Raw genomic sequence first — 24,209 nt, forward strand, 5'->3', positions numbered from 1 at the left:
ACAACTGAAACGATTGGGCGCGCCGGATTCTCCGGCGAGACGGGACAGGGGCACGCTTCTCGGTGACAGAGATCGACAACACCGCGAAGGCAAATTCATTGTGCGAGCTGTTCGGGTCGGCACCGAGCGAAAACGCGATCGGCAATCTCAGCACCCATGTCGGCTTTCGCCAGATCGATCGCCATGTGCTTCCCGTCACGATCAACAGCGGCACCCGGCCGACCTGCTATCTGTGCTGCCCCTCCGTCGCGTATATTGATTATGCGCGCGACGAGCTGCGTCACTTCTCGGAGCATCGGCTGTTATCGGCCATGCTGGATGGCCTGCTCAAGCTGGGTTATCCGCTGATCCGGGCAGCCGGGCTCGACCGACAGGTGCAGGTGAACAACTGGCTGATCGCAACAAATCCTGTTCCCGATGTCACGCTTGATGCGATTCAGGCGGTGACGCAGGCGATCACGCAAGAGCATCCCGGACACGTGGTGGTCTGGCGCTCTCTGAACGATTTCAGCGACCGCGAGACGATGCGGACTTTTTGCCAGGCCGGCTACCAGATGTATCCGGCGCGGCAGATCTACATGTTCGATTGCAGGGACGCTGAGCCGAAGATTGGTCGCGACGAAAGACGCGACCGCACGCTGCTGGACGAGGCGGGCTTCACTCTCGTCACGCCGGAGGAATTTCGCGACGACGATTTCGTTCGCGCGCAGCTGCTCTGCCGGCATCTCTATCTCGAGAAGTACACCTGGCTGAACCCGCAATACACCGCTGCGTTCATGAGAACGGCACATGCCGGCGGCATCCTCGAATTCTGGGGGACACGCGCCGCAAATGGACAGCTCGCCGGCGTGATCGCGTTCTTCGACCGCGGCCGCACCATGACGGCGCCGATCGTCGGCTATGACAGCACCGTGCCGCAGGCGATAGGTCTCTATCGCATGCTGATGGCGCTGGCGGCGAAGCGCGCGCGGGAGCGGAAAATGCTCTACAACATGAGCGCCGGCGCCGCATCATTTAAGCGCAACAGGGGCGGCATCGCCGCGCTGGAATATTCCGCCGTCTACAACGCCCATCTTGCGCCGACGACCCGGCTGGCCGCATGTCTGGTTCGGGCAATTCTGGAACGGGTCGGCATCCCCATGCTGCGGAGCTTTGAGCTATGACGGGTCGAGCATCGACCTGGTACGCGGTTGCGCTGAGCCGCAAGATCGGCGCGAAGCCGCATCGCGTACTGCTCGGCGGCCAGCCTTTCGTCTTGTTCCGATCCGGCGAGACCCTGAAATGCCTAACCGACCGCTGCCCGCACCGCTTCGCGCCGTTGTCGCTGGGCCGGGTGATCGACGGCACCATCGAATGCCCCTATCACGGCTGGCAGTTCGGCGGCGACGGCCGCTGCCGCAGCATGCCGGGCCTGCTGGAGCAGCCGCCGAACATCGCAGTGCCGGCACATGCGGTGCGCGAACAGAACGGCCTGATCTACATTTCGCCGGGCAGCCAACGCGGCAAACCTTATCCCGGTGTGCTGTCGGGACCGGGCACCGTGAGCAGCGTTGTCGAGAATCGCGTTCGCTCGACCTTGCTCGACGTCGCCGAAAACATTTTGGACGCCACCCACACCCACTTCACCCATAGCGGCCTGCTGCGCGGGCTGAGCAGCCGGCGCTGGAAGGTCAGGGTATCCGTGACAGGCGGCAATGGCTGGGTCGAGGCCCGGTACGAAGGCGAGCCACGGCAGGAAGGTTTGATCAGCCGGTTGCTGGAAGGCGAGCGTTCAATCAGCGTCGGCCGCTTCATCGCGCCGGGCATCGCCGAGCTCGAATTCTGGGGACGCGACCAAATCAACTTGTCGACGACATTTCATCTGCGCCAGGAGGACGATGACCACGTGCGCGGCTTCGGCGTGCTGGCGGGGCCACGTCAAGGTGGCCTCGGATATCTCAAAGCCCTTCTGTTCAAGCCGCTGTTCATGATCGCGCTGCGCCAAGATCAGCGCATTCTCACGGCCGCGCGGGACAACAAGCCACCGGACGCGCTGCCTGTGGTCAGCCGCCTCGACGTGCTCAGGCCCAGCATCGACGCGATTCTGCGCGGCGAACGTCCGGCGGTTGCTGACGCGCCGTTCGAGATCACCATGGAATTGTGATCCTCACGACAGCGGCTCGCCGTCCCATTCGATATCGCGCACTGAGGCTTCAACCAGCCCGGTACCGTTCCGCAGCGCGCGAACGGCGATCTCTCCGAGCGCCCGCAACTGCGCCAACAACAGTCCGCGATCCCCGGGCCAGGCGGAGATGTCCTGCATGCCGGCAAAGTCGCGCCGCCATTGCGCAAGCCCGCGATGGCGTATGGCGTCAGGCAAGCCATAGGCCAGCATGGCCAATGGCAGCGTCATCGGCGCTGTGGATGATGCCCGCGCGGCGCGTCCTTCGAGAATTGATTTCTCAAGACCGTCCGCGGGTCCAAAATAATGCACACCGCTCGTCGTGCGCGGATTGCATTCGATGACATGCAGCGCGTCGTGTGCGTCACGGCGGAAATCGAACGAAATCTGTCCGGTCCAGTTCAATCGCCCGACCAACCCTTCCACAAACTGCCGCGCGACCGGTTCATCGGCCGGCGCGAAGGCGACGCCGGCACCCTGGCCGACCCGATAGGTCGGCCTGTAACTTTGAAATGCCGCGAGGCAACCATCGACGGCGACCGCATAGGCGCTGATCTCTTCGCCCGGCAGGTAGGTCTGTGCAACCCAGGGATCCGCCGCAGTCGGAAAAAGCGCGTCGACAACGGCGCGCGATGGCCGGATCAGCACGCGCGATCCGAACCGCGACCATGCGGGCTTCAGGACCAGCGCTTCGCTCGGCTGCGACAGCCTTGGAAGGTCTTCCCGCGAGAGCAGCCGCGTGGTCGGCGGCGGATCGGCGCCGAGCCCGGTGGCGAGCTCCGCGAAGTCGGCCTTGTTGTGGACTCTTGCGAGCAGATCGAAACGCGGCGCAAACAGGGGAACGTCGATGCGGTTGATGTCGCGGACCGCGGCCAGGAAGAACACCTCCTCGCAGGTCGGCACGATGAGATCCGGCGCTTCGCGCGCAACCAGCGCCGCCACTGCCGCGCAGTAGTCGGAAAAACTCGCCCGCGGCGACGGCAATTGCGCATAGCCATGCTTCATCCGCGTCGCCCGCGACATCGGATAGCGGAAGGTATCGGCCAGAATGACGCGATGGCCGGCGCTGTGAAAAATGCGCGCCAGATGCAGCGCCGCAGGCGCTCGGGCTCCGGTGACGAGAACGATCCTCCTCATGGGACGCCCGGCTTCCAGCAATTTTCGACGCGCCGAAGTTTTGCGTCGTTGCGCGGCTGCAGGGTCTCGTGCTGCACGTCAACGCCGGGGCGCGCTCCAAGCCCCTCGCACACGCGCAGCACCGCGTCACGTACGGCCTCACCAGCGGAGATACTGACGTGGGCCGGCAGGACGATGTCGATGCGATTCTCGCCGGTCTGCCGGATGCGAAAATCATCGATGCTTCGGTCGGCCGCCAGCACGGCATTGCGGAGCACGTCGGGAGTCACCAGCACATCGGACCGCGCCGAATCGCGGTTCGGCAGCAGAAAGACATCGTCGCGACGACCGATCACCTCCGCGACGGCTTGCATGGCCGACCCGCAGGGACAGCGCATCGGGTCGAGACGAAGGATATCGTTCATGCGGTAGCGCGCCATGACCTGGGTGCGTCGCGTGAAATCGGTCACGATCGGCGCCACGAGATCGGAGCTGCCGGCGACGGGCTCGAATTCGAAATGGACGACGTCTTCTGCGAGATGCAGCGTACCGTGCTCGCAGGACACGCCGAACAGGCCCTCCGTCGCCATGTAGATTTGCCGCAAGCCCAGGCCGAAGCGACGCTCGATCACCTCCCGGTCCGGCGGATCGAGCACCTCCGCAGTCGAGAACATCGCTCGCGGGGCGATCGCGACGCCGTTCTCTGCGAACCAGCGCAGCGCCTTTGGCGGACCGACGACCACGGTCGGCTGGAAAGCGGCGAGCGTTTCGGCAGCCGAAGGCAGGCCGAGCCTGAGATCGACGAAGCAAAGTTTCAGCAGCTTCGCTTCGTTCGCGGAATCGTAGAGCCGCGACGAGCGCGGCAGCACGATGGCGACCCGATGCTGTCGCCACAAGGACGGCGGAATCGCCTTTGCAACGATGGTGCCGAGCCAGACGAAGCGCTCTTCGTCCGAAACGAGATAGAGTCCCTGATTACCGCTGGTGCCGGTGCTGCAGCCGACATCATAACCTCTGGGCGCCTCCCCCCGGTCGATCATGGTCCAGATCTGCGCGGCGGTCAGACCGAGCCGGTTGAAATCCTCGAAGCGCGCCATGACCTCGCGCTTACCGACGATGGGAAGCTCGGACAACACCCCGTCGCGAAAGGTGCGATAGAAGGCAGCCTGCCGTGTCGCATCGCGCATCAGCCGCGCGAGACGCGGCTGCTGCCATCGCGCGATCCGGGCGCGGCTGGTCAGCCAGCGCCGCAGCAGGCGCGTGCGCAGATAGGCCGATGCCAATGCCAATTGCGGCGTCACGACATCGGCTCTTCAACATCATGGCAGAGATGAATTCGGCCGCCCTGCTCGGCGAACGCCCTGAGCAGGCGCTGACTGTCGCGTCCGGCGCTGATATCGTCGAACACGACGGCTCTGGAGATCCACGGCGTCTTGTCCTGCATCAGCGCCTCGCGCGTCCATGCCACATCAGTAGCATAGATGACCGGACCTGCCGGCTCGCGCCAGAAGATGCCGAAATGGCCGAACGCATGTCCCGGCAGCGGCACCGCGAGATAGGAGCCATCGCCGAAAAGATCATGGCCGTCGCCGAGCAGGGTGCCGGTCGACCGTCGCGTCAGCCCTTCGACCGGCCGCAGCCGCTCGGTGATATCCGGCGGGATCAGCTCCTTGAAAATCCCTTGGTGCAGGGCCGCGGCCGGGCTCATCGCCATGACCGCGTGCGCCGCGGCTGCCCAGGCGATGACCTCGGCGTTCACGAACAACCGAAGACTCGACACGTGATCGGCGTGAAAATGGGTGACGACGACATGGCGGATATCGGCCGGAGCGACGCCGAGATTGCGCAACGTCGTCTCTACGGCCTCGCCGGCGTTCAGTTGCGGGCGAAGCACCGCGCTGTAGAGACGCAATGCCGCGCTGCGCTGCCCCTGCGTCACCTCCGGTCCGACGCCGGTATCGACAAGGCAGAGCCCGCGCGCGCCGAGGTCGATCAGGCCGTAGCGCACCGTGAGCCGCGCACGTTTCAGCCCGGCACCGCGCTTGATGAGGCCGGCGAAGACATCGATATGCGCGCTGTTGAACAGCTTCATGCCGCCTGATCTCCCGCGAACGTCCGCTGCAAACCTTCGGCGAAGGTGATCCCCGGTGTCCAGCCGATGTCGTTGCGGATGGCCGAGAGATCGAGCGTCTGGCTGAACGCAAGCAGGCCCGCAGTATAGGCCGTCACCACTGGCTCGACCTGCGGCCGGAACAGTGTGTGAAATCCCTCGATGGCACGGATGGCGGTGAGCGCGACCGGCCAGGGCAGCTCGCGCCAGCGCACATCAAGGCCCGAGAGCGCGGCGCTGCGGGTGATGATGTCGCGGATCGACACCGCCTCTCCGCCCGAGACGTTGTAGACGGCACCGGTCGCCCGGTCCCGATGGTCCAGTACGCGCGCGATCGCGGCCACGACGTCGTCGACATGGGTGAGATCGATCACCGCCCGCCCGCCGTTGAACGAGGGCAGCGGCCCTCGCCTGGCTGCCCGCAGCAACCGCGGCAGCAGGGCCCTGTCGCCCGCCCCGTAGATGCCGCGCGGCCGCACGATGGTCCAGGGAAGATCAGCCGCAGAACCGACGAATTGTTCGGCCGCGACCTTGCTCCAGGCATAATGATTGACCGGCGCGGGCAGCGCCGAGGTCTCGCCGACATTCAGCCTGTCACGGAAACTGAAATAGACACTGGACGACGACACATAGATAAAATGCGGACGCCCCCAACGTCGTGCCTGTGCCAGCAGACTGGCCGTTGCGGTGACGTTGTTGCGTTCGAAATCGCGTCGCGGCCCCCAATTCGACGACAGGCCGGCGCAATGGACGATGGCATCGACTCCTTCGATCTCGAGCGCGGACAATGAAGCGGCATCGGCGAGATCGCAAGTCTTTACCGTAATGCGTCCGTCGCGAAGGGCGTCGCGGAGCAAAGCGGACCGACCGAGCGCCACGACCTCGTGGTCGCACGCCGCCAGATGGCGCGCCAAGCGACGCCCCAGGAAACCACCCGCTCCCGTCACCAATATCCGCGGCATCTAGATCTCGATCGCCATGCCGCCGAACGACACGCCCGCAGAGGTGCCGAGCAGGATGACCCGCGATCCCCGGCTAATGCGTTGCTGGCGTCGCGCAAGGTGCAGCGCGGTCGGGATCGACGCTGCGACCTGGTTGCCATGGGTGGCAACGATATCGATGACCTTGTCACGCGGGAAACCGCAGCGCTTGACGAGGTGTGTCAGCGCAAAGGGACTGGCCTGGTGCGGAACGACGAGATCGACGCTCTCGCGCGTCCAGCCTGCGCCTTTGAGCAACTCATCGACAAAGCCGGGAAACTTGCTCGCGGTCAGCTTGAACAGGTCGCGGCCATTCATCTGGAAGAAGCGGCCCGCCGCGAAGCGCTCGGGCTCGCGCGCGAAGTCGATCCCCGTCCCGCCTGACGCCAGCGAGCAGGCCTCATAGCCCTCATGGTGGACCTCGAAACGAACAGCCCTGACATGGCTCGCGCTATCAGGTTCGGGCCGGACCAGCACCGCCGCCGCGGCGCCATCCCCGAACAATCCGGCCGTGGCCGGATCGGTCTGCCACGGCAGGGCTCGCGAGGCCATCTCGGACGAGACGACCAGGGCACAGCGATGGCGCCCGGCGGCGATCATCAATGTCGCCATGTCGAAGCCCGACAGGAAGCTGAGGCAGGTCGAGTTCACGTCGAGCGTCGAGCAGTGCCCAGCGGGAATGCCGAGATGCCGCGCGATCAGCGGCGCCGTAATCGGAATCGAATATTTGGGAACGGCGCTCGCGAAGATCAGGAGGTCGATCGCTGATGGTGCGATGCCGGCCTCGGCCAGCGCGTCCCGCGCAGCACTGGCCGCAAGCTCGTCCTGCGTCTCGGCCTCGCAAACGAACCGTTCCCTCACGCCGCAATTCGCCTCGAGCCATCCATCCGGCTTTCCCAGCTCGCGGTCGAGGGCGGCCGAGCTGACTTTCTTCCCTGGCAGGCTCGTCCCTGTTCCGCGCAAGCTGAACGCAATCGGCGTCATGGCACCTCTGATTCCCGTGGAGCCGTCCTAAACTACAGGATGCGCCCGGCGGTTGCCACGCGATCGAGGGGAGGAGCGCTCGATTGTGCGCAGATCGTCACGCAAAACCTCCGGACCCGAAGGCCCGGAGGTTGCACGTTGAACAAACAGTTCGCTCAGTTCTGCCTGTGAATGGTGATGTTGACGTGGCTGGTGCCGAAAACCGAGGCCACCGCGTTCTCGGCCTTGGCGAATTCCGAGCCGATCCATTTCACAGCCGCAGACGCTTCGTGCTTGATCCAGCCCCAGACGCCGGCTGCGACAACGCCGTCGAGTTCGTCGATGGTCAGCTCACGGTTCTCAAAGCCTTTGTCGTTGGCACGTTTCATGTTCATCTCCAGTTGGTGATGCGGGCCATCCCGCAAGCACAGGCAGGATGCATGCACGCTCCGAAGATGGCTGTGACGACGATCACCTCCGTCACGACGGGTGATGAAATGGCGTTCCAGTCGTGAGGCGACAACTAACTACGATGACAATCTCCGCTCGGCGATAATCCGCACAGGCGGAAAAGCAACGCAATCCACCACGTCGAACATCACTTCGATGCTGCGATCGAACGCCAGTGCAAACGCAATGGCATCATTGCGCCGTTCGTCGACGATGGCCGTGCCAAGCGTGCAATGCGGCGTCCACGCGCCGGGCCGGTAATGCGGACGACAATGCGCTGGATCGATTGCGGCACTGACGGCGCGATGGATGCGTGCCAGGACCTCGTCGACCGCCGGCTCAGCCCAGAGGACGAGCGGAGAACCTTCGAACCAGCAAATTCGCGTGAATTCGATGCGCAGCTGCGTTTCGCCGGCTGCGGCGGCCAGCATGGCGTCCCACGCCGTTTCTTCGTCGATCGCAGGCCCGTCGTAGATCGCAAATGTAAAATGGGGACGGTAGCCAAGCGCACGCATCGATGGCTTGGCCTCGAACGCACCGACCTGATCCCACAGCCGCTCGATCTCGTCTGCAGAACCGTTGTCGGCGCGGATATTGATTGCCAATGCCACAGGCTCACCCCGCGGGTGGAACAATCAAATCAAGAGGGATGGTGATTCGAGAAATGGCGCTCCCTAGGGGAATCGAACCCCTGTTTCAGCCTTGAGAGGGCCGCGTCCTAACCGCTAGACGAAGGGAGCGTGAGGGACAGGACATAGCCGCGAATTTCGCCGACGGCAAGCCTCGATGGGGCACGAAATTCCCGGATATGCACGGTAAGCCTGCTCAAGCTTAACCGCGCGATGGCTTCCGCGAAGCGCTTCGCGTCTCCCAGCGAAACCGCGGGGAACAGTCACGGATGCTTCAATTTTTCGATTGCGGCGGCGCCGGCGGCGGGCTCGAGGCGGAACAGGCCCGCGCCCGCAAAGGCTGACTTGAAGGGCGATGACGAGCGGATCTGCTGGCCACTGCTGCCTGCGATGGCCTGGTTGAGCAGGTCCTGGACGGGGGGACCGGTCCGCTGGGTGCCGACGCCGAAATAATAGGTCTTGCCGGCTTCGACGGGGACTTCGACGTCATAGTCCGTCATCGACATCTTCATGTGAGAGGCGATCTTGCGGACGCCCGGCGGTTGATCGACGAAGAAGAACGTCCCCATGTCGACCTTTCCGACGGACTTGCCGTCGATCAAGATCTCCGTTGCGGCAGCCATTCCGCCCATCGCACCGAAAATGCCCTTTTCGCGCAGGAAATAGAGCCGCGCGAGACGCGAGCTGGTTGGCCTGGCCTGCCCTGCCGGTTGTTTGGGCTGAGCTGAAGGTCCGGCTTGTTTGGCCGGTGCAGCGGCGGGCTGCTTGGCCGTTTCTGCAAACGCCGCAGGCCCGGCACCTCCGATTGATCCGACGACGATTACGATTGCGACGACGCGCGAAATGATACGTCCCATTCCAAGTCCCAGCCCAACTTCCCCAAGCCGGAATCTAAATCAGAAGTTGCGCGGCGCGACAACTCGGACCGGGATGCGATCAACAATCAGCCGGTGCAGTGCTCCTGCGTCCTACGGCTCATTGGCAAATTTCAGCTTTCCGGCTGGCTTGAGCGTGTGGGCATCGAAGGTGCGGATCTCGATGACCCCGCCGATATCGAGCGTGACCACGAGACGGTCCCCGGCCGCGCCGGTGGAGACGATTCTGGCGCCCTTCGGCAGGGTGGCGGTGACGTCGCTCACGGGCTCGGCCGCCCTTCCCTCCGACTTGAAAAGGCGGTAGCCCACCGCGATCAGGACGGCGCAGATGGCCAGCGCCGAGGTCAACCCCGCGATCAGCATCATCCGCCGCACCCGCGCGAACAGCGCGGCCTGCTCGGGGGTCGGTTCGGGAACAGCGGTATCAGACGTCGTCATGGAAAGCTCAGGTTCAGCGCAAAGATTGGAAGTCGTGGTCGAAGGCGACGAGGGCTCGGCCCGGCTCGACCGCGTGCTGGCGGCGCGCCTTCCCGAGCTGTCGCGATCAAGGCTCAAAGCCCTGATTCTGGCGGGCGCGGTCAGCCTCAAGGCAGCCCCGGTCCGCGACCCCGCTTATCACGTCGCATCCGGCGATACGATCATAATCGACGTGCCGGAGGCTGCGCCGCCGGAGCCTAAGGGCGAGGATATCGCCCTCGATATCGTGTTCGAGGACGACGACATCATCGTCATCAACAAGCCCAGGGGGTTGGTGGTGCACCCCGCGGCCGGGCACGAGACCGGCACGCTGGTGAACGCCCTGATCGCCCATTGCGGCACCTCGCTGTCGGGCATCGGCGGGGTGCGCCGACCCGGCATCGTGCACCGGCTGGACAAGGACACGACCGGGCTGATGGTGGTTGCCAAGAACGACCTGGCGCACGCCTCGCTCACCGCCCAATTCGCCGACCACGGCCGCACCGGGCCGATGCGGCGCGGCTACATGGCATTCTCCTGGGGACTGCCGGGCCGGCATCGCGGCACCGTCGATGCGCCGATCGACCGCCACCCGCATGCGCGGGAGAAGATGGCGGTGCGCCAGGGCGGCCGCGAGGCGGTGACGCATTGGGAGCTGCTGGAGAGTTTTACCGGCCGCGACGGCAAGCCGGTCGCAGCGCTGCTCGCCTGCGAGCTCGAGACCGGCCGCACCCACCAGATCCGTGTCCACCTCGCCCATATTGGCCACCCTCTGATGGGCGACGCGGTCTATGGCCCCCATTTCAAGACCAAGGCGAACCAGCTCGGGCCAGAATCGCAGGCCGCTTTAACGGCGCTTGGGCGGCAGGCCCTGCACGCTTATTTGCTGGTACTGGAGCACCCCAGAACCGGAGAACTTCTTCACTGGGAGGCCGGCCTGCCGGAGGATTTGCTTCTCCTGGAAGGCGCCCTGAAAGCGGCGCTATGACGCAGGGTCTTTGAGAAAACCGTTACCTTACAAAAAGTTATAGCTGCCACACGGGGACGTGACGTCAGCAATCCTTCCCTTTTTGCGTCCCCATGGGGTATATTGCGCCTGCGTTGGAAATGACCAGCGTGGAACATCGCAGCTACGGCCGGCTTTAACCAAGCGGTCGTCTGCCTGGCCCGCCGCTATCGGGGGCCTGAACCTTGGAGGGCTTCAATATGGCCCGTACCGCTGCTTTGCCGGTCCTCAACGGAGAATCCGGCCTTTCTCGCTACCTCGCCGAGATCCGCAAGTTCCCGATGCTGGAACCCCAGCAGGAATACATGCTCGCCAAGCGTTGGCGCGAGCATGACGATCGCGACGCGGCACATCAACTCGTCACCAGCCATCTCCGGCTCGTCGCCAAGATCGCCATGGGCTATCGCGGCTACGGCTTGCCGATCTCCGAGGTCGTGTCGGAAGGCAATGTCGGCCTGATGCAGGCGGTGAAGCGTTTTGAGCCCGAGAAGGGCTTTCGTCTCGCCACCTATGCGATGTGGTGGATCAAGGCGTCGATTCAAGAGTACATCCTGCGTTCCTGGTCGCTCGTGAAGATGGGCACCACCGCGAACCAGAAGAAGCTGTTCTTCAACCTGCGCAAGGCGAAGAGCAAGATCAACGCGCTGGACGAGGGCGATCTCCGTCCCGACCAGGTGAAGATCATTGCCAAGCGCCTCGGCGTCACCGATCAGGACGTGATCGACATGAACCGCCGCCTCGGTGGCGACGCGTCGCTCAACGCGCCGATCCGCGACGACGGCGAAGCCGGCGAATGGCAGGACTGGCTGGTCGACAATACGCCCAACCAGGAAGCCATGCTGGCCGAGCACGAGGAATATGACGAACGCCGTGACGCGCTGAACGGCGCCATGGGCGTGCTCAACCCGCGCGAACGCCGCATCTTCGAGGCCCGCCGCCTCGCCGATGAGCCGATGACGCTGGAAGACCTTGCCGCCGAGTTCGGCGTGTCGCGCGAGCGCGTCCGCCAGATCGAGGTCCGCGCCTTCGAGAAGGTGCAGTCCGCGGTCAAGGGCACGATTGCAAGGGCCGAACAGGCCGCGCTGGAAGCCGCGCACTAAGCGCAAGGCTCTCGCGCCCACGAATTGGCGGATCGACAAGCGACGAAAAGCCGGCGGCAACGCCGGCTTTTTTGTTGTGTGAGCTGCAGCATGGTCGAGGGGCGCGCCGGCGGCGCATCTTGAACGCATGCGATGGGTCAGCCGACCCAATCCTATTGGGCCATATTCAGAGAACGGACACACGCCGTGTCGATCATCCTGCAATCCACCGTCGGCGGCTTCTCCGCCCAGTTCATGCGCAAGCTGCCGCTGGTCGAGCAGGCCATGCGGGACCACGGCCTCGATCCATCCGAGTTCGTGATCTCCAAGGACTATGCCTCGACCGCGACGATCCCGATCATGGGTCCGTTCTTCTTTAATTACAGCGTGTATTTCGGCGAGGAGGAATTCACCGTCACCGAGCCGAACGACATGGTGTTTCTGGATTTCTTCCTCAAACGCGTGCTGGCCGCTGACGGGCCGCCGGAATTACCGGAGCAGCCGGGATTGATCCGGCGCTTGTTCGGCTGGATGGCGCAGCCGGTGTAGGCTCTGCCGTCACTCGCCCCACGTCCGCGCCAGCGTCGCGAGCCAGCAGCCTTCGCAATAGCGGGCGTCCTTGAAGTCGATCCAATTGTGGGCATAGACGTGGTCGAGCGGAATGCCGTAGCGCGCCCGCAAGACCTGGACCAGGACCTTCCAGGCCGCGACCTGCGCCGCGGTCGGGCCGATCGTGACATCGGGATAGTTGCCGGCGAACTCGACGCCGATCGAATTGTCGCGCACGACCTGATGATAGGTTGCGCGGTTGTCGACGTATTTGTTGTCGTTGCGGTTGGCGCCGTCGGTATGGGTCGGCACCAGATTGTCCGCGACCGACCAGTACACCGTGCCGTCGGTCTCGACCCAGACCATCACGCCGCGTCGCGTCGGATTCTTCGACTGCTCTTGCGCGCCGCCGCGCGCCGAGCCCGTCGGCCCCTCGGTCTGATGCACGATGATGTTGCGCCAGGGGTGGGCGTTGGCGACATCGCCCCATGGCGCGAGCCAGACGATCTTCAGCCCTGGAATCTCAGGCGTGCCGGTGCGGCGCGCGAGCTTTGCGAACTCGGCGTCCATGGCAGCGGCGGGAGCGATCAGCACAGCGGCGAGAACAGCCGCGACAAGGCGGGACAGCATCACGGGGATCCAACGACGGACCCAGCGTAGCAGGGTTCAGGCGAATTTGCGCGCGGCTTCGACCAGCTCGGGCGAGAGCGGCGGGGCCGGATCATAGACCGCAAAATCGTTCTTGCCGTTCTTCTTGGCGGCATAGAGGGCATGGTCGGCGTGGGCGATCAGCCTGTCAGGGAATTGACCGACGCCGCGATCCCATTCCGCAACACCGATCGAGATCGCAATCGGAATGTCATTGCCGGAGCAGCCGGCAGCATCCTGTCGGCAGACCTCGAGTATGCGGCGGGCGATCAGCGCGCCCTCACGCAAGGAGGAGGACGGCAGCACGACGCAGAACTCGTCGCCGCCGGTGCGCGCGAGCATGTCGCCCGGCCGCAAGCGTGTCTGCGCCATCAAGGTGAAGTGCTGGAGACAGGCATCGCCCGCGGCATGGCCATGGGTATCGTTGATGGTCTTGAAGCCATCGAGATCGATCACCAGCAGCGAGAACGACTCGCCACTGCGCTCCGAACGGGCGCATTCCTCGACGAGACGCTGCAACAGATGGCGCCGATTGGCGACGCCGGTGAGATCGTCGAGCAGCGCGAGGTGGGCGACCTCGTTGCGCAGGCGGTCCATCGCCATCAGCAGGAAGCCGAAATTGAGCGTCATCGAGAGGAAGAGCAGCCCGAGCACCATGACGGCATGGGCCTGACCACCTGCGACCGATGAAAAATCACCGCCGAGCAGATTGCCCACCGTGCGGGCGATGAAGATGGCGATGATGGTGATGATGACGATGCTGGACAGCCAGGCCCCGGGGCTGACGCGCCCATCCTGCGGCGACAGCAGGAGGCGCAAGGCCAGCAGCAGCGGAACAGCCTGCCCCAGCGAGTAGCTCATCATGCGCAGCTGCATCTGGTCGTAGACGACCTTGAAAAAGACGACGCCGGCGAGGCTCACGATCGCCGCAGCCGTCATCGCGCGCCAGGACACCGGCCGATCATAGAAGCGGTGAATGCCCGCCGCGGCGAGGCAACTCGCTGCGATGACCCCGACGGCCCCGAAGATAAGCGGCATGGAGGAATCGACGAACAGGCGGACCAGCGCCGCCATCGCGCCAGCGGCACCGACGAAGGACGAAGCCATCCAGTACCGCGCCGCCTCGAATTTCGGATAGGAACGCGTCACATAGGCCCAGATCAGGCCGAGCGCCGAGAAGTTGACGACGAAGACCATCCAAAGCGTTGGTACGTTCAGCATGGCGCCCGCAGCACGCGCAGCGTCCCGCCCCCTGTCTCTGGCAGCCGTTCGACCATGACCCGTCCCCGTGTTCTTGCGGTGGATCATGCGCGGATCGCGCTTAACGGAACCTCACTGCGATCGTAGAAAGCGCGCCCTTGGTTTTGGATTCGTGAACGCCAAGTCTCGATTATCAGATCGTTAGGCACGTCGCCGGCGTGCATCACGATCGCGCCGAGACGCTCCGCGATGCGGATTCGCGGACCGAAATCACCTGAAAATGCATCTGAGCTGTGGATAACGGGATGACATCGATGTGACAGTGCGGGGCAGAGACGCGCGAATCTGCTGAGTTTGTCATCGAGGATTTTGCGAGGCTGGCCCTCCGCCGAGCGTTCCTCGTGTCGCGTTTCACCATTAACCCTTAAGAGGATCCTATGGCTAAGAAAGCGAAGAAGGCGAAGAAGGCGACGAAGAAAAAGGCCAAGAAGGCCGCGAAGAAGAAGTAGCGCGCATGTTCTTTGCCCGGGTGGAGCACGCTCCGCCCGGGCCTCGGATCAGGTCGAGAGATTGAAGGCGGCGGGCGCGAGGCCCGCTTTTTTATTGGCTGGCTCCGCCGCAGGCGGGGCGAGGTAAAGAAGAGAGGCTACCGCTCGGCGAACGCGAGCTTGGCCCCTAGCACGGCAAAGCCTGCCGCAAACGAGCGGCGCAGCCACGCCATCACGCCCGGGCGTGAGATGACGCGCTCGCGCACGGAGGCCGCGCAGAGCCCGTAGACGACGAACACCGCGAAGGTCATCGCCATGAAGGCGCCGCTCAATTCCAGCATCCGCGCCAGCACATGCGCCTCATCCACCGCGATGAACTGCGGCAGGAAGGCGAGGAAGAAGATCGAGAGCTTCGGGTTGAGGATATTGATCAGGAAGCCGGTGACGATGACCCGGCCGCTCGAGCGCTCCTTGATCTCGCCGTCGACCGCAAGCACCCCGCTCTCGCGCAGCGCCTGCCAGGACATGTAGAGCAGATAGGCCACGCCGCACCATTTCAGCGCGGCGAAGGCGAGTGCGCTGGTGTGGAGCACGGCGGCAAGCCCGAGCATCGCCGCGATCATATGCGGCACGATCCCGAGCGTGCAGCCGAACGCCGCCGCCACGCTGGCCCGCGAGCCGCGCGTCAGCGCGGCAGCCAGGGTGTAGAGAACGCCGGTACCCGGTGAGGCCACGACGATCAGCGAGGTGAGCAGGAAGGACCAGGACATGCCTCGTCCCTACCATCCCCAGCGCCGCGGGAGAAGTCACGACACGGTCAGCGAAGCTGCGAACGCGCCTCAGTTCAGCTGGGCGATCTCGGCCTCGCGCAGCACGTCGAGCGGCGCCCACGGCTTGGCCCAGAATTTTGCGCCGTCGGGCAAAGGTTGCATCAAGGGGCGCCCCGACGTCACGACGACGTCGAGCTTCGGATTGCGGTCCTTGGCGACGTGCGCGAGCTCAACGCCGTTCATGCGCCCGGCGAGTTGCACGTCGGTCAGCATCAGGCAGAGCGCACCGGCATTCTTCTCCAGCACACGCTCGGCCGCCTCGGCACTTTCGCACTGGATGACCTCATAGCCACTTTCTTCCAGGAGGAGACACAGCATCTCCCGCTGCATGATGTCGTCTTCGACGATGAGCGCCGTCGCTGCAAATGGCTTTGATTGTCCCATTGGTGGCTCCCAATGCTTGGCTTTGCCCAAGTAGCCCATGTTAAAACCGGAACCGCACGACGGTTCTGTTCCATTCTGAAAAAATGTAAATCATTGTTCCCTTGTCGGGGCTTGACGGGAGGCATCATGACGATGATTCGAGGCGCTGCCGCCATCACGGGCGCGGCGAGTGGCATCGGCCGCGCGCTGGCACTCGAGCTCGCGCAACGGGGCTGTGATCTCGCCCTCGCCGATCGCGACGAGGCCGGGCTGAAGAGCCTCGCCGCCGAGATCGGCCAAGGACACGACCAAGCAAACGACAGAGCGCGCAAGATCAGCGTGCATCGCGTCGACGTCGGCGAGGCCCACGACATCGCGGAATTCGCGCGCGAGGCGATCGTAGCGCATCCCGCGCTCAACATCCTCGTCAACAATGCGGGCGTGGCGCTGCTCGGGCAGTTCGAGGAGATCGACCAGGCGCAGATGGACTGGCTGTTCGACATCAATTTCTGGGGCGTGGTGCACGGCACCCGCGCTTTCCTGCCGCATCTGAAAACGCAGGCCGAGGCGCATATCGTCAACGTCTCCTCGATCTTCGGCATCATCGCCCCGCCCGGACAGTCGGCCTATGCGGCGGCGAAGTTCGCGGTGCGCGGGTTTTCCGAGAGCGTGCGGCACGAGCTTGCGGTCGCGGGCAGCCCGGTCAGACTGTCGGTGGTGCATCCCGGCGGCGTCGCCACCAGCATCGCGCGCTCCTCGCGCACCGGGGTCGGCGTCACCGACAACGCGCGCCGCGCGCAAATGATCGACCGGTTCGAGACCGCAGCGCGGACGACACCGAAGGAGGCCGCGCTCCGCATCATCAGGGGCATCGAGAGAAACGAGCCGCGCATCCTGATCGGCAACGACGCCCGCTTCATGGACATCCTGCAGCGCCTCCGCCCGGGGACGTATTGGGCGCCGTTGCAAAAGCGACTGGAGAGGATGGCGAAGGCGAAGTAGATGGGGCGCAATGGCGGCGCCTCAAACTCCGCTGTCATTCGCCGCGAAAGCGGGAAATCCAGTAGGCCGCGGCTCCTCGGGTCTAGTCACGCCGCTTCTGGAATACTGGATCACCCGCTTTCGCGGGCGATGACACCGAGAATGCGCTCACTGCCCCACCAGCCGGTCCGCAAAATACCCGATCGTCTTGCGGTAGATCACCGCCCTGTTCCACTCGCGCATCGCCTCGAAATTGGCCGAGCCTTCGTCATAGGGCTGGCCCATCTTGAAGCCGTTGCTGTGCAAGAGGTTCGCGGTCGAGGCGAGCACGTCGGCGACGCTGTGGCGGAGGTCGACGTGGCCATCGCCGTCGAAATCGACGCCGTATTTGATGTAGGACGACGGCAGGAACTGGGTCTGGCCGATCTCGCCGGCATAGGCGCCGATGAGGTCGCGCAGCGGCAGGTCGCCGCGCTGCACGATCTTGAGCGCGGCGAGCAGCTCGCCCTGGAACAGCTCGGTGCGGCGGCAATCATGCGCAAGCGTGGCCAGCGTGCGGATCACCGGCAGCTTGCCCATGTCGCCCTTGCCGAAATCGCTCTCCAGGCCCCAGATCGCGACCAGGATCTGGCGGGGCACGCCGAACTGCTGCTCGATGCGCGAGAGCAGCGCGGCATGACGCTGCAGCAGCGCGCGGCCGCCATTGATGCGGCCGGCGCCGACACGGGTCGAGACGTACTGCTCAAAACTCTTGTTGAAGGTGTAGCGCTGGCGCCGGTCGAAGGCGAGCACGGCGCCGTCCTGGGTGATGCCGCCGAACGCCGCACTGGTCACGCCCGCAGAGACGCCGGCTGCCTGCGCTTCCGCCGTCATGCTGGCGACGAAGCTGTTGAAGTCGCCGCCGCAACGCGCGGCCTCAGCCGACCCGCCGGCCAGGGAAACGATGGAAGCGACGGCGAGAACGTATCTCAGCATGCGAAAAAATCCTTAGGAGCCATGCGTGGAAAGCAGCACGCGATCATGCCCGGGAACGGGATTCGCGTCAAAGCGACACAGAACCGATCACATCGGCGCCAGCGGCCAACCGTGCCGAAACAAAAACCGCAAAACAACCCCATGCACAGTAGCAGCTCAGCGACGGCAATTGCTATTTTTCCGAATATCGGTTGACCCGTCGGGCAAAACAGGGGTATAGTGCCAACATCGCAAACTCTGGACGTGCGCACCTGCCCGCGAAGCGTCTGTTGAAAGGGAACAGCGTCAAAGCAGCAGGCTTGATCCGCATCAACGTGCCTGACGGCCTCGTTCATAGACTGGGATCAACAGGAGCGCCCGCCCAGGAGACCAGCCATGACCGGAATCACCCTGACCGCCGATCAGATTCGCAATGCACCCGCCCCAGTACGGCAATGGATCGAGCAGGAGGTGATCAATTCGCTCGGCCTTGCGCCGCGAGCACCCGCGGTCGCGCCGGCTCAAACCGCCCATCTCGTGGCCTGCAGCGAGGACGACATGGCCGGCGTGCTCGAGCACATCCGCGGCACGTTCCCGGCGGTCAACGTCCTGTTCGAATTCGGTCGGCCCGGCATTAACTACGGTCAGCCCGCGGTGATGACGTTTCGCCTCATGGATATCCTGCATCACACGCGGCTGCAGGAGATCGGACAGGTCATGACCTGCCTGGAGATGATCAATCAGGCCCTGACCGTGGTCAGGAAAGATCCGTCGGCGCGGTTCTGCAGCTTCGACAACGAAGGCCACTGCCTGATCGCGCCCCAGACCCAGGCCAGCATCGCAGCGCTCTGGCAGGACATGACGGAGCGTCAGCAGGCACAGCAGACCAAAGCGGATGATCGGATCGCGCCGGCGGCGTGAGCCGAGCGAGGCTGGGTCACACAACCCGGCAAGAAGCGGACGAAAGGCTTGCGAGGATCTTCGTGCCGAACACCACAAGACGAGCCAGGCGGCGCTCCTTCCGCCTGCTGCGCATCCCGCTTCTCCGCTTGCTCGCCATCAATCTTGCGATCGGCGCCTGCGCCGCGGCGCTGCTCGTCGGCGGATTGCTCTGGCTCAATCCCGGACATCTGCGTGAACTGATCTTGGCCGATCGCGCGCCGGGCATCGGGCTCGCGTTGCTGCTGGCTTCGTTCGTCATCACCTTTGGCTCGGCCGCGATGGGCAGCGCGATCATGGCGCAGGGACGCAAGCAAGAAGATGGCCGAGGCGATGGCGGCAGCCCGTCGCGATTGGCTGCGCAAAAACTCCCGCGACGCGCACGGCCTATGTGATGTGTGCAACGCACGGGTGAGACCGCGCGTTGGATGAGATCTGTGCACACAGCGGGAAGAGACGCAGGCGCAAGCAGCATTGCAACGCATGAGCGCACGCGTTGCGTTGCGAGAGCATGCAAGATGAACAATGTATTTCGGCTATCCAAGCATCTGCTTCGCGGAAAAGCGGGAACCCGCAGTTACGCTCTCTGCATATCTGATGCGCTTGCTGCGACATCAACGACACCACGATTCACCTTGCCATCGCGGAGCGCAAGCGATAGCCTTCTATCTCAGGTTGTCACCCCGCCAGCCCCGGGTGGCGCTGAAGACCAAAATAGACGGCGGGCTTATCGGCCCGCCGTTTCATTGAGGTGCAGGGCCGCTCAGAGATGAGAGGCCGCCCGCAGGCACCAGGCCGTTGCGTCCTGAAAGCAGGCACAATCCGACAGCTCCGCCGGTATTCCGGTCGCGAAGGAAGTCGACATCCGCGAAGTCATTTGACTGCGGCGCCCTGATCGACGACAAGCCGCCATGGCCAAAAAACCCGGAACCAATCCGAAAGGCGAATTCGCCTTTTTCAACGTCGTCTATGAAGACGATTCCCAACGCTCCAACCGCCGCGTGCCCTCGGAATTGCTCGGAGGCCTCGACGGCGACGAGCCCGCGCGCAACTTCATCATGGAGCAGGACCGCGAGATCGCGGAGAAGAGCGGCCGCCCGGCGCTGGAGATCAAGCGGATCGAGCGGGTGGGGGCGAAGAAGAAGTAGGCCGGCCTAAAGCAGGACGGCGTTAGTTAGGTTGAATCGATTGGGCCGCGAGCTCGGTTCAACCTCTCCCGCTTGCGGGGGAGGTCGCGCCGAAGGCGCGGGTGGGGGCTCTCTCCACATCGGGAATCTCGCCCGCGGAGACACCCCCTCCCCAGCCCTCCCCCGCAAGCGGGAGAGGGAGCGTACTTCCTTTGGCGCTCGCACTGAACTTGATCTCATCGAGCCCGAGGCACGCGCTCACCAGCGCCCGCACCATTTGTTCCAGGCAAACAGCAGATCGGCAAAACGGTCGTAGACAAATCGCGTGAACGGCAGCGCCACCCGATTGCCGAACACCGCTGCAAGCCACTCCTCGCCCGGCGTCAGCCTCCACAGCGCAATCGCGACATCCGCACCGACGATGAGCCGGCCGGCCTCGTCAGTGGCATGCAGGCGGCGCCTGATGTCGTCGAGCGAGGCGCCAAACTGCGCCAGCGCGTCGGGCTGCTCGTTGATGTCTTTGAATTCGACGGCACCGCTGCGCACCAGCGCCAACAGCTTGTTGCGCTGCCAGTCGATGCCGGCGTCGCAGACGGGGCAGCGGGTGTTGTAGTAGACGGTGAGATTAGCCGACATTGTCAAAGCGCCTTTCGCGTCGAAAGTACAACCCGACGGAAACACAGATGATGAGCTGAACCCTGCCGGTATCCACGGTTCAAGGGCGAGGTCGAGACCTCGGAGCTAAGCTTTATCGAAGGAAAACGATTGAGGGCTCTTGGCCCTAACGGTGTTGAGGACCTGCGTAAAAAACTCGTAGAATTCGCGCTTCGTCAGCGAACAAACATAGGCGCTGTATTTTGCGAGAACGGCCTCAGTGAAGACGCCGGGATCGTCTTTCGGAACAAGGTGAGGATAATTGAAAAACTCCCACGCTTGGAGGACTAGCACTTCATCGCAAACAAAATCTTCTTTTGTCTGTTGAAGACCGCAAAGCGCAAAATCGAAAAATATCCGGGTTAAGCTTGGAGAGAAGTCAAGCATGGCGTGAGGATCGCGGTCGCCGTGCTTCAAGAAGTTGCCTGAGTACCGGTAGACCTTAATGAATAGCTTTCGGTCTTCTTGCGTGAAATGCTTTGAATCGAACAATAGGCCCTCCCGGTCAGGGATTGTGGCCTTGGTAACGTCGTCAATGACTGTGTATGCCGCGTAGGCAAGCGTATGGGCTGAAACGGGCTCTTCCTCGGAGAACCACAGCCTTATTGCTGTCCTTAGTTGCTTGACTGCTGCATCAAGCTTACCAACTCTAATATTTGCTTCGGCGTGGTCCATGACTCGTAAGAACTCCCAAGTTGAGAAGTTTCGCTAAGCGGCCAAAGAGGCCGAGACGAACGATTCTGAGGAACGCTTTGACGCAACGCTGAAAACTTGGCTAAACCCTCCAAAGGGTCAGGCCAGAAAGAGTTGCCGTCATCGGCGGATGCTAGGGAAACCGGTGCTTCCCTCATCAAAAATCGAAGGACAGTTGATCCGGATGCGAACGGTAGTGAGAGCGGACGTGCTCCCACCGGCCGAAACGAAACCGATCATACGCATTCACAAAAACTGACTTCGATTTGCTGCCATGGTGTCTCACGGCCTTTTCCTTTCTGTTGCGCAGGCAATCTGCCTGCAGGTCCGCCCCTCCAGACGGGGCGCGCTCAACTGGACCTTCGGCCGCTCTGGCCGAATCACAGAAAGGTGCCGATGACGGCATCAGCTAGTCAGACTGATTTGTGGGCTTTAAGCAATCCATGGTGTGTGAAGTCCGCAATGCCGATCGAATCGACAAGTAGGAAACAAAAACGGCGGGCTTTTCAGCCCGCCGTTTTCGTTTGGATGGATGCCCGGGTCGAGCCCGGGCATGACGATCCGAAATTAGTTATCCAAGAAGCTCCGCAGCTTCCGGCTCCTTGACGGATGCTTCAGCTTCCGCAGCGCCTTCGCCTCGATCTGACGGATACGTTCGCGGGTCACCGAGAACTGCTGCCCCACTTCTTCCAGCGTGTGGTCGGTGTTCATGCCGATGCCGAAGCGCATGCGCAGGACGCGCTCTTCGCGCGGGGTGAGCGAGGCGAGCACGCGCGTGGTGGTCTCGCGCAGGTTCGACTGGATCGCGGCGTCGATCGGGAGGATCGCGTTCTTGTCCTCGATGAAATCGCCGAGGTGTGAATCCTCTTCGTCACCGACGGGCGTTTCGAGCGACAGCGGCTCCTTGGCGATCTTGAGGACTTTTCGCACTTTCTCCAGGGGCATGCCGAGCTTCTCGGCGAGCTCTTCAGGCGTGGGCTCGCGGCCGATCTCGTTCAGCATCTGGCGGCTGGTGCGCACGATCTTGTTGATCGTCTCGATCATGTGCACGGGGATGCGGATGGTGCGGGCCTGGTCCGCAATGCTGCGGGTGATCGCCTGCCGGATCCACCATGTCGCATAGGTCGAGAACTTGTAGCCGCGGCGATACTCGAACTTATCGACCGCCTTCATCAAGCCGATATTGCCTTCCTGGATCAGGTCGAGGAATTGCAGGCCGCGGTTGGTGTACTTCTTGGCGATCGAGATCACGAGACGGAGGTTGGCTTCCACCATCTCCTTCTTGGCCTGACGGGCTTCGCGCTCGCCCTTCTGCACGGAGTGCACGATCTTGCGGAACTCGACGATCTCGAGCCCGGTCAGCGCAGCAAGCTGATGCACCTCGTGACGGAGGTCCTTGATGCGGTCCTTCTCGTGATGAACGAAGTTCTTCCAGCCCTTGGCCGAGAGCTTCGAGACACGGTTGAGCCAGCGCGGATCGAGCTCCGAGCCGGTGTAGTTGCGCAGAAAGTCCTCGCGGGCGACGCCGTGGCTGTCGGCGAGGCGCATCAGGCGGCCCTCATGCGAGACGAGGCGCTTGTTGATGTCGTAGAGCTGCTCGACGAGTGAATCGATACGGGCCTGGTTGAGGCGCAGCGACTTCACCTCGACGATGATCTCGTCCTTGAGCTTGCGGTACTTGCGCTCCTGGTGCGGCGAGAGCGAGGGACCGTGCGAGGTGCTCTCGAGCTGGTTCTGGATGTCCTGCTCCTGAAGCTTGCGCAGCTTCTTGTAGCTCTCGGCGATCTTGTCGAAGATCTCGACGACCTTGGGCTTGAGCTCGGCCTCGATGGCCGCGAGCGACATCTGGTTCTCGAACTCGTCGTCCTCGTCCATGTCGGCTTCGGCGGCGGCCTCGCCCGGATCCTTGACCTCGCCACTCTGGCTGCCGCCGGGGGCGGGCTGCGCGGCGCGGAACGGGGTCGGCGACGGCGGCGCTGCGGGCGGAGCGACATGCGCGGGCGCACCAACAGCTGCGGCCTGGCCGCCTTCGGCGGGCGCTTCGCCGTTCTCGCCATTCGGGCCCGCAATCATCGCGGTGTTCATGCCGCCCTTGGCGTCCGGTCCGGCATAGGTCGCTTCGAGATCGATGATGTCGCGAAGGAAGATCTTTCCTTCGTTGAGCTCGTCGCGCCAGATGATGATGGCCTGGAAGGTCAGCGGGCTTTCGCAGAGGCCCGCGATCATCGCCTCGCGGCCGGCCTCGATGCGCTTGGCGATGGCGATTTCGCCTTCGCGGGAGAGCAGCTCGACCGTGCCCATTTCGCGCAGATACATGCGCACGGGGTCATCGGTGCGCTCGCCCGGCTCGCTCTTCTTAACCTCGGTGACGGCCTTCTGGGTGACCTCGACGAGCTCGTTGTCGGTCTCGTCCTCGCCCTCGTCCTTGTCCTCCTCGCCTTCGCTATCGTCGGCTTCGGTGACGTTGATGCCCATGTCGGAGAGCATGGACATGATGTCCTCGATCTGCTCCGGAGAGGTCTGATCGGACGGCAACACTTCGTTGAGCTGATCGAAGGTCACGAAGCCGCGCTTCTTGGCCTGCTTGATCATCTTCTTCACTGCCGCATCGGACAGATCGAGCAAGGGAGACGGCGCGTCCTGGGAGTCCTTCTCCGGCGCGTCCGCTGCCTTGTCGTCTTTTTCCTTGTCCTTCGCCTGCAGCGTCTTTGCCTTGGTGGCCATCCATTGCTCCTAAACGCGTTTCATGCAGACGTGCGCGCGCCCGCGTGAAATCACTTGAACCTGTTGCTCGACGCTCTCGCTTCGCCAGATCTCGACACGGAAAGGGCGGCGCGCACATCTCTCGCCACCCCGACCTTTCTCTCGCCGGATTTGCCTAACGCTTCGTGAGCCTCTTTGTCGCAGCGGATGCAGGTGAAGTGCCAACAGCGATTGCGCGGATTTATTCCTGACGCG

26 protein-coding genes and 1 tRNA gene are annotated in these 24,209 nt (G+C 63.5%); 9 read left to right on the forward strand and 18 right to left on the reverse strand.

Features of this window, described 5'->3' with window-relative positions; genetic code table 11:
- The first annotated feature begins 62 nt into the window (after window positions 1–62).
- Together ACWAT4_RS34185 and ACWAT4_RS34190 are read left to right on the forward strand one after the other, a co-directional pair.
- Window positions 63–1,163 (forward strand): GNAT family N-acetyltransferase, encoded by a 1,101-nt coding sequence (locus ACWAT4_RS34185; RefSeq protein ID WP_449729166.1) that lies wholly within the window; start codon window positions 63–65, stop codon window positions 1,161–1,163.
- Window positions 1,160–2,143, forward strand: a complete 984-nt coding sequence (locus tag ACWAT4_RS34190) for a Rieske 2Fe-2S domain-containing protein (protein WP_212300117.1) — start codon at window positions 1,160–1,162, stop codon at window positions 2,141–2,143. Before ACWAT4_RS34185 ends, ACWAT4_RS34190 begins: the two co-directional genes overlap by 4 nt.
- 3 nt (window positions 2,144–2,146) lie before the next feature.
- On the opposite strand, the gene ACWAT4_RS34195 is transcribed toward ACWAT4_RS34190, so the two are convergent.
- From ACWAT4_RS34195 to ACWAT4_RS34240, 10 genes are all read right to left on the reverse strand, one after another.
- Window positions 2,147–3,298: an ATP-grasp domain-containing protein gene (locus tag ACWAT4_RS34195; RefSeq protein WP_449729167.1), complete on the reverse strand. Its 1,152-nt coding sequence runs from the start codon at window positions 3,296–3,298 to the stop codon at window positions 2,147–2,149.
- Window positions 3,295–4,578, reverse strand: coding sequence for a F390 synthetase-related protein (locus ACWAT4_RS34200; protein WP_212300119.1), 1,284 nt, complete (start codon window positions 4,576–4,578; stop codon window positions 3,295–3,297). The genes ACWAT4_RS34195 and ACWAT4_RS34200 overlap by 4 nt, the downstream gene beginning before the upstream one ends.
- Complete coding sequence (locus tag ACWAT4_RS34205; RefSeq protein WP_212300120.1) at window positions 4,575–5,369, reverse strand: MBL fold metallo-hydrolase; 795 nt, start codon at window positions 5,367–5,369, stop codon at window positions 4,575–4,577. Before ACWAT4_RS34205 ends, ACWAT4_RS34200 begins: the two co-directional genes overlap by 4 nt.
- Window positions 5,366–6,349, reverse strand: coding sequence for an NAD-dependent epimerase/dehydratase family protein (locus ACWAT4_RS34210; protein WP_212426542.1), 984 nt, complete (start codon window positions 6,347–6,349; stop codon window positions 5,366–5,368). Before ACWAT4_RS34210 ends, ACWAT4_RS34205 begins: the two co-directional genes overlap by 4 nt.
- Window positions 6,350–7,351, reverse strand: coding sequence for a 3-oxoacyl-ACP synthase III family protein (locus ACWAT4_RS34215; RefSeq protein WP_449729168.1), 1,002 nt, complete (start codon window positions 7,349–7,351; stop codon window positions 6,350–6,352).
- A gap of 155 nt (window positions 7,352–7,506) precedes the next feature.
- Window positions 7,507–7,719 (reverse strand): hypothetical protein, encoded by a 213-nt coding sequence (locus tag ACWAT4_RS34220; protein ID WP_212300123.1) that lies wholly within the window; start codon window positions 7,717–7,719, stop codon window positions 7,507–7,509.
- A 138-nt stretch (window positions 7,720–7,857) separates the two neighbouring features.
- Window positions 7,858–8,391 (reverse strand): 2'-5' RNA ligase family protein, encoded by a 534-nt coding sequence (locus ACWAT4_RS34225; protein ID WP_212300124.1) that lies wholly within the window; start codon window positions 8,389–8,391, stop codon window positions 7,858–7,860.
- Window positions 8,392–8,445: 54 nt separating this feature from the next.
- Window positions 8,446–8,520, reverse strand: a tRNA-Glu gene (locus tag ACWAT4_RS34230).
- 152 nt (window positions 8,521–8,672) lie between these two features.
- On the reverse strand, window positions 8,673–9,266 hold the full coding sequence (locus tag ACWAT4_RS34235; protein ID WP_449729169.1) for a DUF2846 domain-containing protein: 594 nt from the start codon (window positions 9,264–9,266) through the stop codon (window positions 8,673–8,675).
- A 111-nt stretch (window positions 9,267–9,377) separates the two neighbouring features.
- On the reverse strand, window positions 9,378–9,722 hold the full coding sequence (locus ACWAT4_RS34240; protein ID WP_212296939.1) for a hypothetical protein: 345 nt from the start codon (window positions 9,720–9,722) through the stop codon (window positions 9,378–9,380).
- Here ACWAT4_RS34240 and ACWAT4_RS34245 point away from each other — a divergent pair.
- The 3 genes from ACWAT4_RS34245 (at window position 9,721) to ACWAT4_RS34255 (ending at window position 12,374) form a co-directional block, all read left to right on the forward strand.
- Complete coding sequence (locus ACWAT4_RS34245) at window positions 9,721–10,728, forward strand: RluA family pseudouridine synthase (RefSeq protein ID WP_212428527.1); 1,008 nt, start codon at window positions 9,721–9,723, stop codon at window positions 10,726–10,728. The genes ACWAT4_RS34240 and ACWAT4_RS34245 overlap by 2 nt on opposite strands.
- 218 nt (window positions 10,729–10,946) lie before the next feature.
- Window positions 10,947–11,846 carry an RNA polymerase sigma factor RpoH gene (gene rpoH / locus ACWAT4_RS34250; protein ID WP_018318222.1) on the forward strand — a complete coding sequence of 300 codons (900 nt, stop codon included), beginning with the start codon at window positions 10,947–10,949 and terminating at the stop codon, window positions 11,844–11,846.
- Between the two features lie 186 nt (window positions 11,847–12,032).
- Window positions 12,033–12,374, forward strand: coding sequence for a hypothetical protein (locus ACWAT4_RS34255; protein ID WP_212446471.1), 342 nt, complete (start codon window positions 12,033–12,035; stop codon window positions 12,372–12,374).
- A 9-nt stretch (window positions 12,375–12,383) separates the two neighbouring features.
- On the opposite strand, the gene ACWAT4_RS34260 is transcribed toward ACWAT4_RS34255, so the two are convergent.
- The 4 genes from ACWAT4_RS34260 to ACWAT4_RS34275 form a co-directional block, all read right to left on the reverse strand.
- A complete protein-coding gene (locus ACWAT4_RS34260) occupies window positions 12,384–13,004 on the reverse strand; it encodes a peptidoglycan recognition protein family protein (RefSeq protein ID WP_449729170.1) in 621 nt (206 codons plus the stop codon).
- A 36-nt stretch (window positions 13,005–13,040) separates the two neighbouring features.
- Window positions 13,041–14,243, reverse strand: coding sequence for a GGDEF domain-containing protein (locus ACWAT4_RS34265; RefSeq protein ID WP_449729171.1), 1,203 nt, complete (start codon window positions 14,241–14,243; stop codon window positions 13,041–13,043).
- A 625-nt stretch (window positions 14,244–14,868) separates the two neighbouring features.
- A complete protein-coding gene (locus ACWAT4_RS34270; RefSeq protein WP_449729172.1) occupies window positions 14,869–15,480 on the reverse strand; it encodes a LysE family translocator in 612 nt (203 codons plus the stop codon).
- A gap of 69 nt (window positions 15,481–15,549) precedes the next feature.
- The gene (locus ACWAT4_RS34275) at window positions 15,550–15,924 is read right to left on the reverse strand and encodes a response regulator (RefSeq protein ID WP_212296945.1); all 375 of its coding nucleotides are present in this window, start codon (window positions 15,922–15,924) and stop codon (window positions 15,550–15,552) included.
- A 126-nt stretch (window positions 15,925–16,050) separates the two neighbouring features.
- On the opposite strand from ACWAT4_RS34275, the gene ACWAT4_RS34280 reads away from it, so the two are divergent.
- Entirely contained in the window at window positions 16,051–16,905 is an 855-nt protein-coding gene (locus ACWAT4_RS34280) for an SDR family NAD(P)-dependent oxidoreductase (RefSeq protein ID WP_212428522.1), read from the forward strand.
- 147 nt (window positions 16,906–17,052) lie between these two features.
- On the opposite strand, the gene ACWAT4_RS34285 is transcribed toward ACWAT4_RS34280, so the two are convergent.
- Complete coding sequence (locus tag ACWAT4_RS34285) at window positions 17,053–17,859, reverse strand: lytic murein transglycosylase (RefSeq protein ID WP_449729173.1); 807 nt, start codon at window positions 17,857–17,859, stop codon at window positions 17,053–17,055.
- A gap of 375 nt (window positions 17,860–18,234) precedes the next feature.
- On the opposite strand from ACWAT4_RS34285, the gene ACWAT4_RS34290 reads away from it, so the two are divergent.
- The 3 genes from ACWAT4_RS34290 to ACWAT4_RS34300 all read left to right on the forward strand — a co-directional run bounded on the left by ACWAT4_RS34290 (window position 18,235) and on the right by ACWAT4_RS34300 (window position 19,925).
- Window positions 18,235–18,759 (forward strand): hypothetical protein, encoded by a 525-nt coding sequence (locus tag ACWAT4_RS34290; protein WP_449729174.1) that lies wholly within the window; start codon window positions 18,235–18,237, stop codon window positions 18,757–18,759.
- Window positions 18,760–18,821: 62 nt separating this feature from the next.
- On the forward strand, window positions 18,822–19,172 hold the full coding sequence (locus ACWAT4_RS34295; protein ID WP_449729175.1) for a hypothetical protein: 351 nt from the start codon (window positions 18,822–18,824) through the stop codon (window positions 19,170–19,172).
- A gap of 516 nt (window positions 19,173–19,688) precedes the next feature.
- Window positions 19,689–19,925: a hypothetical protein gene (locus ACWAT4_RS34300; protein WP_036009587.1), complete on the forward strand. Its 237-nt coding sequence runs from the start codon at window positions 19,689–19,691 to the stop codon at window positions 19,923–19,925.
- Window positions 19,926–20,162: 237 nt separating this feature from the next.
- Here ACWAT4_RS34300 and ACWAT4_RS34305 read toward each other — a convergent pair whose 3' ends face one another.
- The 3 genes from ACWAT4_RS34305 to rpoD all read right to left on the reverse strand — a co-directional run bounded on the left by ACWAT4_RS34305 (window position 20,163) and on the right by rpoD (window position 23,975).
- Entirely contained in the window at window positions 20,163–20,540 is a 378-nt protein-coding gene (locus ACWAT4_RS34305) for a thiol-disulfide oxidoreductase DCC family protein (protein WP_449729176.1), read from the reverse strand.
- Between the two features lie 105 nt (window positions 20,541–20,645).
- Window positions 20,646–21,233: a hypothetical protein gene (locus ACWAT4_RS34310; protein WP_449729177.1), complete on the reverse strand. Its 588-nt coding sequence runs from the start codon at window positions 21,231–21,233 to the stop codon at window positions 20,646–20,648.
- Between the two features lie 585 nt (window positions 21,234–21,818).
- On the reverse strand, window positions 21,819–23,975 hold the full coding sequence (gene rpoD, locus ACWAT4_RS34315; protein WP_212446480.1) for an RNA polymerase sigma factor RpoD: 2,157 nt from the start codon (window positions 23,973–23,975) through the stop codon (window positions 21,819–21,821).
- Window positions 23,976–24,209: the final 234 nt, after the last annotated feature.

Source organism: Bradyrhizobium sp. T-1 (assembly GCF_053592855.1).